Raw genomic sequence first — 12,292 nt, forward strand, 5'->3', positions numbered from 1 at the left:
TACAAATGCTAACATACCTAAAGGCGGTTCTGCCAATGCCCTTTCGCCGCAGATCAGCGACGGCGGAAACCGCCACCGCCATGGAAACCACCGCCTCCACTGAAGCCGCCCCCACCATGGAAACCGCCGCCGCCGTGGAACCCACCTCCTTCGAAGCCACCTCCCCCGAAGCCGCCCGGACGGTCAAAGCCACCGCCTCCGTTGCTCGGGAAGTTCAGCGGGCGTTGATCGAAGGACTGGCGTTCGAAGGCGCGCTGGTTGCCGAGCTGTCGCCCGATGTTGTCGATGGCCAGATGGTCGGGTGCCCGGTCCAATGTTCTGGCGCCTGCTCCCTGGCCGGACTGACGTGTCTCGATCCGCTGATTCAGGTTCTGGGCCGCATCCGGATGATTGGCAGAAAACTGTTCGCCCGCCTTGGCCCGATCCTGGATGGACGGCTTGTCGACTGGCTGCCAGCCGTCCGGCGTGTGCTTCTGCCATTGTCCGTCGTCGCGGCGATAGACGCTTCCGTCACGCCCGGCATAGACGTCGCCACCCTTGCCACCGGCGACAAAGCCATGATTGCCATCTGACGTGCGCCAATGCATCCCGGCGCCGCCCGCAGTCGCGCCACCGGAGATGCGCGCAAAGTCCGAGCCGTGCTTGACGGCCGCCGTGCCCCAGCTGCCGTAGACATTGTGCCCGCCACGCGCGATCGCGGCGTTGCCGGTGCGCGGATTGTAAGCCGCGACGAAGCCCCGGTCGCCATTCGGTCCGTAGCCGACAGCGCCGCGCATATAGGTCCCGGTGCGCGGATTGTAGGCGGCGCCGGCGGCGATGCCGCGGTAGGGGCCATAGGCATAGCCATAGCGGCCAAAGGTCCCGACAGCCGGATTGTAGAACGCGCCGACACCATAGGTCACCGGGCGCGGATAATAAGGCCAATAGCCCCCGCCGGCCCAGCCATAGTCCCAATAGTCGTCATAGTACCAGCCGGTGCCGTAGACGAAGGTGTCCCAGGCGAGATAGGCACCGAGATAGCCCATCGTGTAGCCGAACCAGACCGCATCAGGCTCCGTCTCGTAGATCCGCACATAGGTCGCGTTGTAGACCGGCGAAGATGGCGGGATCTGGTAGATCTCGTCCGGCACCGCCTTGGCGACGCTAAACGGTCCGGTCGGTTTGTCGCCGACGAACCAGATCCCGTCCTTCACGACGAAGTACTTGTCGCCGACCTTGATGACGGTCTCGTTCGTGTTCACGGCGTAGGTGAGCGAAGTGCCGTCGATCTTCTCGAACTTCGGATCGCCGCTATAGGTCACGTCGACCGTGACCGACCCATCGAGCGCCACGCGCGCCTTTTCGGGAATGCTTGCCTTCAGCCGCGCTTCGGCATTTTCAGACGTGCCGGGAACGGACGCGCGCACCGTGTAATAGGCGGCATCCTGCGGGATGTTCTGGAAATCCTCGGGAAGCTTGGGCGTCGCGAAGGTCCACGGACCATCGAGAGAAGAGCTCGCGAACCAGCGGCCGGAGACGAGGATGTACCAGTTGGAATCCGCATCGCGGTAGAAGACATCGCTCTCGCTGTTGGTCGCAACCTTGAGGCCGGTGCCCGGCACCTGCTCCAGCTTCGGCTCGCCGTCGAAGACGAGCAGCTCGGAAGGTTTGTCCGAATAGACGACATCCGGCACCACGACCTTGTCCGGTTGCGGCGGAATTGCCGCCTTCGCATCTTTCCAGTTGTCGTCGTCCGGCAGCTTGCCAAGAATGTCGGGCAGCGTCGGCGCAGGCTGCCACCCCGAGGCCAGGTCCTTCGATTGCAGCCAGGACTTGTCGTTGCGCAGATAATAGGTGCCGTCCGCATCGACCTTGAAAAGGTCCCAATTGGTGTTGACGGCGAAGGACAGGCCCTCGACACCGTTGACCGGCGCGAACACCGCCTTGCCGTCGGTCTGCACCAGCACCGCCGGTTTCTTGCTGACAAAGATCGGCGGCGGATCGGCCTTCAGCCCTTCGACATTACCGAGCCGCTCGTAGTCGGCGAGGCTCGCCGTCAACTTGTCCTCGGAAATGGTGATGGTTCCGACCGGCATCAGCTTTCCGACCTCAAGCGCGAGATCCGCCAGCTCCTTTCGGTCGAGGACGGAAAAATTGATCTCCGTCATCTTGATGTCAGAAACGACGACCTGACCGGACGCGCTGTCGGCGTCGGTCTTGCCGGTGACCCCGATGACGCCGTAAATCGGCTTGGCATCGTCGGACTGTTTGTACTCGGCCGCGATCAGCGCATCGAGATCAGCGAAGTCCTTCCACGCATTGATCTGCGGCTGGTAGAGCGTGATGGTCGCGCCGCTGTCCGTCTTGAAGGCGCGCGGCCAGCCAAGCCCCTTCGGGTCGGCATCGTTCAGGTACTTGCCGCTGACGAAGCCGTTCTGGCCGCTGAAGCTGACGGCGCACCATGTGCCGGCATCGTCGCATTCCTTGACGTCGACCTCCGCGCCTTCCGCAATCGTGCCCAGACTATTGAAACCGGTGCCCGGTCCTTCCCGGAAATTGACGGACGCGCTCGTCGTAGCCGGACCGGCTTCTGCCGGCATGGAAGCAATCGCCAACAGGGTCAAGGCCAGGGTCAATCTGCGCATTTCGGTTCTCCGGCATCTAGCAGCAATCCGAACCGGCGCCGTGCTACCCCCTCATACCGCCAGCAGACAGGTAAGGCGCGGACATAGAGCCGGTATGATCGCAGCTTCTTCAGGAGCCGGGGCAGCACAAGTACGTAACAGTAACGGCGACCGTAAAAGCCGTTGAATGAGCACGATGGGACCCAGCCGTTCGCACAGTCGCAAGCGCATTGACGCCGGATCGATTCGCGCCCGGCGCCCCTGCATTTTGGCGTAAACGAGGCAAGTTGGCCTCCGTGATCCGCCACAATTCGCGCGCTTGTGCTCCAATCGTTGCGGCATCGCCCGGCTCACCTCCTGGAAAACCGGGGCGGCTTTGCAAATCTCCGTGTTTTAGCCCGTGGTGATTGCATCGGGAGATTTATTCAAGCAAACTCATATGTATGATTTGACCACTCCTACGTGCGGAGGAAATACAAGTGAACACAAAAGCCCCCAGCCAGATTGATGTCTTTGTCGGTTCCCGCGTCAGGATGCGTCGGTTGATGGCCGGGTTGAGCCAGGAGAAGCTGGCCGACGGCCTCGGGATCACATTCCAGCAGGTTCAGAAGTACGAAAAAGGCACCAACCGCATCGGCGCCAGCCGTCTTCAGGCGATCGCCGATATCCTCGGCGTGCATCCGAGCTTCTTCTTCCAGGAAGGCGACGACGCAGCTGCTCGCAACGGCGCCGGCGACACGACGCGCGAACCGAGCGAAATCTCCTCCTTCGTTTCGTCGAAGGAAGGCATCGCGCTCAACCGCGCTTTCCTGAAGATCACGGATCCGGTGTTGCGCAAGAAGATCATCTCGCTCGTCGCCGCCGTGGCCCAGACGCCGGAGACGGAAGGCAGCCGCGCGGGAACGACCCACGCCCAGGATCTGCACGGATAATCGTTTGCGCCCGACAGGAATGACCGGATGACATTCAGACTGCAGACCCTCGGGCGCTTGCGCCTCGTCGATGCCGACGGGCGCGAAGTGGCCTTTCCGGAAAAGGGTCTGCTCATCCTTTGTTATTTTATCGTCGGCGGACATCGCGAGCAGTCGAGAAACGACATTGCCAAGCTGTTGTGGGATGAAGTCGTCCCCAGCCAGGCCTTCGTCAATCTGCGCAAGACGATCTCCCGGATCAGCGCGCGACAGGACGAACTCGGCTGCCATTTCCTGAGTTTCTCCCAATCGTCGGTCGGGCTCGACGTCGATCGGCTGCAGAGCGATCTCGATGAAATCGGCCGAGACACGGGCGATCCCCTCGCCCGCTTCCAGCTGGCGGCGACGACGTTCCAGGAGGACTTCCTCAAGGATCTGAAGTCGCAAGGGCAAGCGCTCCACGGCTGGATCGAGCGGCAGCGCGGCGAGCACATGACGCTCCTGCGCGAAAGCCTGCTCTTAGCCGCACCGGAATCGACGAAGAGCCTGCGCAAGCTGGTCAAGGCGGCCGCAGCACGGCTCCTTGAGCGCAATCCGCTCGACGAAGATGTGCGCAAGATCCTGACCCAGGTGTTTCAGCTGGAGGGCAATCCCCTCGAGGCAAGGGCAATCGCGCACAGTGATGCGCCGGTCGTTCCCGCGGTCGCGGAATGGCGACCGCCAGCTTCGACGATCCTCGCTCCAGTTTCGGAGATAGCTGCCGACTTGCGTCCGCCGCGTGTCGTGCTGCTTCCGCCGAGCAACGGAGCGATCGACAGTCCCTCCACCCAGTTCGCAAGCGCCCTGATCGAGGACGTCACCATCGGTCTTTGCGCGCTTCGTTCGGTTTCGGTCATCGCCCCCTACACGGCCGCGCAGATCAGCCTTCAGTCCGACAAGGCAAACACCTACCAAAAGCACGCCATCAGCTACATCCTCGATACCCGTTTGACGGACGAGGGCAGCCGGCTGACCCTGTTCACCCAACTGATCTTCTTTGCCAACGACGAGGTGATCTGGGCCGACCGCTTCAATATCGACGGCGACGGGTTGATGACCTCCAGGCGGGAGATCGCACTGCAGATCGCCTATGCGATCGCCAGCCAGGTAGAGCGCAACGAGACACAACGGAAGACCTACGAAACCAATGTCGGCTCCTATCGCAGTTTCCTGCTTGGGCAGCGCTACCTCAAGCAGCTCAACCTTCCGGAAGTGCGGCGCGCTCGCAAGAGTTTCCGTGAATCGCTGTACGAGAATTCCGACTTTGCGCCGGCGATGAGTGGCCTGGCACGCAGCTACTTCTTCGAATGGCTGCTGACGGCGCGTGGCGACAGCGAACTGCTGGCACTTGCAGAGCGGCATGCGCGCGACGCGGTGGGAGCCGATGACACGCTGGCAACGGGTTATCGCGAACTCGGTGTCGTCAAGCTCTATCTGAGACAGTTCGATGAGAGCATGGAGTACCATGACAAGGCGGAGGCGCTGAGCCCGCAGCATGCCAACGTGATCGCGAGCTACGCCGACACGCTGGTGCAGGCCTCGCGTCCCGAGGGCGGGCTACGCAAGATCCAGGCCGCGCTCGACCTCAACCCGATCGCGCCGGACGAATATTTCTGGACCGCGGCCGGCGCCAGCTACTCGCTCGGGCAGTACGAGCAGGCCATCGCCTATATCGAGCGTATGCGCGATCCGACGCCTGCCGACCGGCTGTCGGCGGCGAGCTGGGGTATGCTTGGCAACAAGAAGAAGGCACGCCAATTCGTCCGCAAGACATTCGACGTGCATCCGGATTTTGATCTCGACAAATGGATGGCCATCGTTCCCTTTAGGGAAGAGTGGCAGCGAGTCCACTATTGCGAGGGCCTGCGCAAGGCAGGCTTCTGACGTCTTCATTCAGTGAAAGCCAGGAGGGGCAAATGGCGAAAGTGGTGGTAATTGGTGTGGAAGGCGATGACAGGCTCTGGATGGCAGATCTGGATGCGGGAACGGTGACGCTAATTCCGACGCCGACACAGGGACCGCTCGCAGCGGCCAACGATCTGCGTAGCAACGGCGGCGCGACAGTGCACAAGGGCGTGAACCTCGCCGTGCTGGCCGCCTCGTCCGGTTCGGTTTCCGGCGGTTTCATGGACGGCTAGCGCCGAGACGTGGCGCGGGCCACCGAAATTGACCGGCCGTCGGATGATCGTATCGGTCATCCGACGGCCGGAATGCTCTCATACAGCGATCGCGCCTGTTCGCCCGAAGAGACCCTTCGGCGCATCGGGCCGCTTTTGCCGACATTCGGCGTCAGCCGGCTTGCGCGCCTGACCGGGCTCGACAAGATCGGGATCCCGGTCTGGAGCGCCATTTCCCCGAATGCGCGGTCGATCGTCATCAATCAAGGAAAGGGCGTCAGCGATAGCGACGCCAAGATTTCGGCCGCCATGGAGTCGATCGAACGCGCCGTGGCCTGCACGCCTTCCGTTCCGTTCAGAATGGCGACCAGACGGGCCCTGCGCGAGGGTGGGGACCGGGCCTTGACGCTTCCGGGTCTAGTGGCCGCCGGCGGGGCCGATCTCGGAGACGACGAGACGATCGCCTGGCTCAGCGGATTTGATCTGGCGGATGGATCCACCACATGGGCGCCGCTTCACGCAGCGACGCTCGACCGAACCATCGACCGCTGCCGATATTGGCAATCCTCCGACGGCCTTGCCTCCGGCAACACCGAGACCGAGGCTATCCTGCACGGCCTGCTGGAGCGGATCGAGCGCGACGCCGAAACGCTCTGGCGTCTGTTGCCGCTGGACGGCAAGCTCAGGACTTGCATTGATCCGGCATCGTTCGAGGACCCGATCCTCGACGGGATGGAGCGGCGGATCGTGGACTGCGGCCTGCAACTGCGTCTATTCGATATGACCAGCGACGTCGCAATCCCCTGTTATGCGGCGACCCTTGCCGGCGCCGGCATTCTGACCGCGCGGCAACCCCGATACCACGACGTGACGATCGGCCATGGCGCGCACCCGGTGGCGCGAAGAGCCGCCATCCGCGCCGTGACGGAGGCCGCCCAGTCGCGGCTCACCTATATCAGCGGCGCCCGCGACGACGTCTTTCCCGAGACGTTTACCCGTCCCCTTCCGAGCGAGACGCAACGCCTGTTCGAGGCGGTGCCTCAAAGGAAAACGGCAGCAGCTACCAACGCCGGGGGAGGACCGCAGGAACTGCTGCGCTTCGTGATGCGGCGGCTCGAGGAGGCGCGTATCGGCTCGATCGTCGTCGTACCGCTGGTCGAAGAGGGGGCAATGCCGTTTTCTGTCGTCAAGGTTCTCGTTCCCGACCTCGAAAACCCCGACGGGCTTCGCAAGCGCCGCTTCGGAGCGCGGGCGCTGACGCGCGCGCTGGAGGTTTAATGAAGATCGTCTTCGTGGGCCCGACGCTGCCGGACGCGCAGAGAATTGCGGGCGATGCCATTACCGTCCTGCCACCTGCGGTCCAGAGCGACATTCTCCAGGCGACCGAGCGCGGAGCGACAGCCATCGGCCTGGTCGATGGCAATTTCGAACAGGTGGCGCCGGTCTGGCATAAGGAGATTCTCTACGCGCTGACGCAAGGCGTTCAGGTCTTCGGCGCAGCCAGCATGGGTGCGCTGCGCGCTGCAGAATGCGCTCCCTTCGGCATGACGGGCATTGGCGAGGTCTACCGCCAATATGCGCAATGCGAGCGGGTGGACGATGCCGATGTCGCCCTGATCCACAGCCCGGCTGAGCTCGGGCACCTGCCGCTGACCCTGCCACTCGTGAATGTGGACATGACCCTCAGGCGCCTTCGGGATCGCCAACTGCTTTCTGCGGAAGCCGCAGCGGCGATCGGCGGCGCGGCGGCCGGCATCTTCTACAAGGAGCGCACCTGGACCGCGGTGGTCGCGCGCGCGCCCCTTGCCGCTGGCATCGATCGCACACGCCTCAAAGACCTGCTTGCCGCTGAATTCGTCGATCAGAAGCGTATCGATGCGTTGCTTTTGCTTGATGCACTGCACAACGCGCCGGACCAACGAACAGTTGTAGCCAAAGACTGGAAATTCAATTCTACCAGCATGTGGAAGAGGTTGTCCGGTCAACCTGACGCTTCATCTTAAGCGCGTTGTTTTCCCATACAACGTGTGTCACGCTCATGTCACGCGCACTGCCGCGCAGTCACGCTATGATTGCTCACGCTGAACTGGATCTGGCCGATCCATAGGGAGCTGGGGAAAATCATGCTATCTTCATTTGCTGTACCGGTGGAGCCGGAAGACAAGGAGAAGGAGCTGCTGGCATTGGCTCGCCTTGTCACCTATGCGCGCGACTCCGCCAAGACCCTCAATGTCGAAGGCGTGCAATACTGCCTCGAGTTGGCGCTTGCGTCACTGCTCAAGGAGGCAGAGGAGTGCGGAGACAAGAGAGCACATCTCACCAACGAACTGATGACACGACCAAGCCTCGGCCGCTGCTGAGACCGGTAAGTTCTGGGCGTCTCCGCCCGGAATAGCGCAGTCGTGGAGGGTCATCCTCCGTTTCCGGGAACGCCGGGGTGACCCGAAAATCCGATCGCCACAAAGCCCCGTTTTGCAGAAAGCAAAACGGGGCTTTTCATTTGCGCTCTTCAAGCAAGTTCACCTCACGCGGTGTACATAGCTCGGCCAGACGTGACGGCATTTGCGGTGCCACTCGCCTACCACCTTGCAATCAGCGTGCGCCAGTATCGACGCGCGGGAGCGTTCACCAGCGCTAGTAGCGACGGCCCGGACGGAATTTCCCTGGAACCTCACGCCGTTCGAATGTTTGTCTCGCCCGGCCCTCGAATTTAGTCCATAATTTCCATAGATATTGTTGAATTAATAGCACTACGGGTTAGGCTTGAACCACTCGACACAGCCGGGGGTGCCATGAGCCAGGACCATTCAACGATCAGCGTTTCGCCGCGGTGAACGCTCTTCCAGTCAACCGACACGACCGTCCTTGCGCATCCTCTGTCTTCACCTGAGCACCTCGATGTGCCCGCAGCACGCTCTGCCTCGCTCGCGGGGTACCGGTAGCCGGCGGCACGCGCCAAGAAACAACGGAGAGCATCTTGAGCCAGACCAATCCAACCCTGCCCGTCCTCGACCTTTCCCGCTTTGCGGCGGGCCATCCCGAGCGGGCGACGGCGCTCGATGAGTTGCGCAGCGTCGCCCGCTCGGTGGGCTTCTTCTACCTCGAAGGCCACGGCATCCCGCAGGACGAGATCGACGGCATCCTTTCGCTTTCGCGTCGTTTCTTCGCGCTGCCCGAGGATGACAAGCTGGCGATCGAAATGCGCAAGTCACCGCACTTCCGCGGCTACAACCGTGCCGGCCTCGAATATACCCGTGGTACCCAGGATTGGCGCGAGCAGGTGGACTTCGGTCCCGAGGGTCAAAGGCTTGAAACCGCCTCCGGCGATGCGCCATGGAAGCGGCTCGTCGGCCCCAATCAGTTCCCCGATGCCTTGCCGGAATTGAAGCCCGCGATCCTCGGCTACATCGAAGCCGTCACCGGGCTCGGCATTCGTCTGATCGAGATCTTCTCGGAAGCGCTCGGCCAGAAGCCAGATGTCTTCGGCCCGATCTATCGCGACGGCCCCAACCAACTTCTGAAGATCATCCGCTACCCCGGCCGTGACAAGACGGAGAGCGACCAGGGCGTGGGCGCCCACAAGGACGGCGGCTTCGTCACCATCCTGCTACAGGACGTGGTTGGCGGGCTGCAGGTCGATGACGGCAAGGGTGGCTGGATCGACGCACCGCCGAAGCGCGGAACCTTCGTCATCAATGTCGGCGAGCTTCTGGAACTGGCGTCGAACGGTTATCTGCTCGCCAACATCCACCGAGTGGTGACGCCCCCAGCCGGCGGCGACCGGCTGTCCGTCGCCTTCTTCCTCGGCGCCAACCTCGCCTCGACCATCCCGGTGCTCGACCTGCCACCAGAGCTTGCAGCCGAGGTTCGCGGCGTTACGCAGGATCCGCAGAACCCGCTCTTCCACGAGGTCGGCCGCAACGTGCTGAAGTCCCGGCTGCGCTCGCACCCTGATGTCGCCGCAGAGCACCACGCCGACCTGCTGGAACAGCAAAAAGCGGCGGTGCCCGCCTATTAACCGGACAGCGCCGATCAACCTGAGAGCCAAGGAGACATGGCATGACGATTCATCAGAAGCCGGAAGAACCTGCAATCGAGATCAAGGCATCGAGCGGCCAGCGCGAAGCCGGCGGTCGGTTGCATCCTGAAACGCTGGCACTCCATGGCGGCAGCTACCGCTTCGACCCGGCAAGCGGCGCCGTCGCCGTGCCGATCTACCAGACGACGTCCTATCAGCTGCCCGGCACCGATGGCGCCGACAAGCTCTTTGCGCTCGAAGCTCCGGGGCATCTCTACACCCGCGTCTCCAATCCGACGCAGGACGCTTTCGAGCAGCGGCTGGCGGAAATCGAAGGTGGTGCCGCGGCGCTGGCCCTCGGCTCCGGTCAGGCGGCCTCTGCATTTGCCCTCCTGAACCTTGCGCGCGCCGGCGACAACATCGTCAGCGCGGCCGGCCTCTATGGTGGCACCTGGGCACTCTTTGCCGCAACGCTGAAGAACTTCGGCATCGAGGTCCGTTTCGTCGACGCCGCTGACCCCGAAGCCTTTGCCCGGGCGACGGACGACAGGACGCGCGCCTACTATGCCGAGTCCCTGCCGAACCCGAAGCTCGAGGTCTTTCCGATCGCCGAAGTGGCCGAAGTCGGCTTGCGCTTCGGCATTCCGCTGATCGTCGACAACACGGCAGCCCCGCTGACCATTCGCCCCTTCGAGCACGGCGCAGCCGTCGTCGTCTACTCCACGACGAAGTATATCGGCGGTCATGGTACTTCGATCGGCGGCGCAATCATCGACAGCGGTCGCTTTCCCTGGCACGAACATGAGGCGCGGCATCCGAACCTGCACGAGCCGGACCTGAGCTACCAGAGCAAGACGTGGCTGGAAAAGGCGGCTGCGATCGACTTTCATCCCTATATCCTGCGCGCCCGCGCGGTGCTGTTGCGCGACCTCGGCGCCGCCATCAGTCCGCTGAACGCCTTCCAGTTCATCCAAGGGCTGGAGACGCTGCCGCTCAGAATCCGCCAGCACAACGAGAACGCGATAAAGGTGGCCGAGTTCCTCCGCACCCATCCGAAGGTCGGTCGCGTGATCTTCCCGAAGTTCCAGGAAGGCGAGACACAGAAGCGTGCCGAGAAGTATCTCCGTAACGGCCACTATGGCGCCCTGGTCGGCTTCGAACTGAAGGATGGACGCGAGGCGGGACGCCGGTTCATCGACGGGCTTAAGCTGCTCTACCACGTCGCCAATATCGGCGACGCGCGCTCGCTTGCCATCCATCCGGCAACGACGACGCATTCGCAGCTTTCCGAAGAGGATCAACTCAAGACCGGCGTCACGCCGGGCTATGTCCGGCTTTCGATCGGCATTGAACATGCCGACGACATCATCGCCGATATCCGTCAGGCGATCGACGCGGCCTGACGGCACGATCGCGTATCCGGCTCCGCAGCTCAGGGCCTTTGTGGCCTGGCTGCGGAGTTTTTTGTTTGGCGGGGTCAGAACTGGCCGATAGGTCACCGCCCGGTTTCGTGTCACAAATGCGCACCGGTCGCTGCGTCCGCAAATGTTACCACGTACCTACAGAGGAAAGATCATGAGCAAGAACACCCAGGTCCTGCTTGCCGCCCGGCCAGCCGGTCGACCGACGCCGAGCGATTTTCGCATCGTAGAGACGGCAATCCCGGAGCCGGCCGAAGGCGAAGTTCTGCTGAAGATCCTCTATCTTTCCCTCGATCCCTACATGCGAGGGCGCATGAACGCCGGCCGCTCCTATGCCAAGCCGGTGGAGATCGGCGCGGTCATGGAAGGCGGCACGGTCGCCCGCGTCGTCCGCTCGCGCCACCCGGATTTCAGCGACGGCGATTTCGTGCTCTCCCACTCCGGCTGGCAGAACTATGCGCTGTCGCGCGGTGCGGACCTGCGCAAACTCGATCCATCGGCGGCGCCTTTGTCGACGGCACTCGGCATTCTCGGCATGCCCGGCTTTACCGCCTATGCGGGACTGCTGACAATCGGCAGGCCGAAGCCAGGTGAGACGGTCGTCGTGGCCGCCGCCAGCGGCGCCGTCGGCTCGGCCGTCGGCCAGATCGCGCGCATCAAGGGCGCGCGCGCCGTCGGGATCGCCGGCGGTGCGGACAAGTGCGCCTTCGTCCGCGACACGCTCGGCTTCGATGCGGTGATCGATCACCGCGCGCCGGATTTCACCGAGCAGCTCGCGGCCACCTGCCCCAAAGGCATCGACGTCTATTTCGAGAATGTCGGCGGCCATGTCTGGGATGCGGTGTTTCCGCTTCTGAACGACTTCGCCCGCGTGCCCGTGTGCGGGCTGATCGCGCACTACAACCAGGCCGGCGGCCCGCAAGCGGGCGGCGACAGGTTGCCGGGTGTCATGCGCGAGGTCCTGAGCCGGAGCCTGCTCATCCGCGGCTTCATCCAGCGTGAATTCGCCGATCAGCGGCCGGCCTTCTACCAGGAGATGGCAGGCTGGATCACCAGCGGCGAGGTTCGCTACAAGGAGGACGTCGTCGACGGCATCGAGAACTCCCCGAATGCGTTCATCGGGCTGCTCGAAGGCCGCAATTTCGGCAAACTGGTCGTGCGGGTGGCTGACGAGAGCTGAGCA

At 63.0% G+C, this 12,292-nt stretch carries 10 protein-coding genes; 9 read left to right on the plus strand and 1 reads right to left on the minus strand.

All coding sequences use genetic code 11. From position 1 onward, the window contains the following. Positions 1 to 53: 53 nt before the first annotated feature. The gene (locus AB4Z53_RS10810; RefSeq protein WP_441595795.1) at positions 54 to 2,624 is read right to left on the minus strand and encodes an SH3 domain-containing protein; all 2,571 of its coding nucleotides are present in this window, start codon (positions 2,622 to 2,624) and stop codon (positions 54 to 56) included. Between the two features lie 458 nt (positions 2,625 to 3,082). On the opposite strand from AB4Z53_RS10810, the gene AB4Z53_RS10815 reads away from it, so the two are divergent. From AB4Z53_RS10815 to AB4Z53_RS10855, 9 genes are all read left to right on the plus strand, one after another. Beyond that, positions 3,083 to 3,535, plus strand: coding sequence for a helix-turn-helix domain-containing protein (locus tag AB4Z53_RS10815; protein WP_223728594.1), 453 nt, complete (start codon positions 3,083 to 3,085; stop codon positions 3,533 to 3,535). Between the two features lie 27 nt (positions 3,536 to 3,562). Beyond that, complete coding sequence (locus tag AB4Z53_RS10820; protein ID WP_441595796.1) at positions 3,563 to 5,437, plus strand: SARP family transcriptional regulator; 1,875 nt, start codon at positions 3,563 to 3,565, stop codon at positions 5,435 to 5,437. Positions 5,438 to 5,469: 32 nt separating this feature from the next. Beyond that, positions 5,470 to 5,691, plus strand: coding sequence for a hypothetical protein (locus AB4Z53_RS10825; RefSeq protein ID WP_113535721.1), 222 nt, complete (start codon positions 5,470 to 5,472; stop codon positions 5,689 to 5,691). 72 nt (positions 5,692 to 5,763) lie between these two features. Further along, on the plus strand, positions 5,764 to 6,948 hold the full coding sequence (locus tag AB4Z53_RS10830) for a YcaO-like family protein (protein ID WP_441595797.1): 1,185 nt from the start codon (positions 5,764 to 5,766) through the stop codon (positions 6,946 to 6,948). Further along, positions 6,948 to 7,673 carry a TfuA-like protein gene (locus AB4Z53_RS10835; RefSeq protein WP_441595798.1) on the plus strand — a complete coding sequence of 242 codons (726 nt, stop codon included), beginning with the start codon at positions 6,948 to 6,950 and terminating at the stop codon, positions 7,671 to 7,673. The genes AB4Z53_RS10830 and AB4Z53_RS10835 overlap by 1 nt, the downstream gene beginning before the upstream one ends. A gap of 120 nt (positions 7,674 to 7,793) precedes the next feature. Next, a complete protein-coding gene (locus AB4Z53_RS10840; protein WP_113535723.1) occupies positions 7,794 to 8,030 on the plus strand; it encodes a hypothetical protein in 237 nt (78 codons plus the stop codon). A gap of 617 nt (positions 8,031 to 8,647) precedes the next feature. Further along, the gene (locus AB4Z53_RS10845) at positions 8,648 to 9,688 is read left to right on the plus strand and encodes an isopenicillin N synthase family dioxygenase (protein WP_441595799.1); all 1,041 of its coding nucleotides are present in this window, start codon (positions 8,648 to 8,650) and stop codon (positions 9,686 to 9,688) included. A 41-nt stretch (positions 9,689 to 9,729) separates the two neighbouring features. Continuing rightward, the gene (locus AB4Z53_RS10850) at positions 9,730 to 11,091 is read left to right on the plus strand and encodes an O-acetylhomoserine aminocarboxypropyltransferase/cysteine synthase family protein (RefSeq protein WP_441595800.1); all 1,362 of its coding nucleotides are present in this window, start codon (positions 9,730 to 9,732) and stop codon (positions 11,089 to 11,091) included. Between the two features lie 172 nt (positions 11,092 to 11,263). Beyond that, positions 11,264 to 12,289, plus strand: coding sequence for an NADP-dependent oxidoreductase (locus AB4Z53_RS10855; protein ID WP_441595801.1), 1,026 nt, complete (start codon positions 11,264 to 11,266; stop codon positions 12,287 to 12,289). The last annotated feature ends 3 nt before the right edge of the window (positions 12,290 to 12,292 follow it).

Source organism: Ensifer sp. 2TAB8 (genome assembly GCF_052115125.1).
GTDB lineage: Bacteria > Pseudomonadota > Alphaproteobacteria > Rhizobiales > Rhizobiaceae > Ensifer.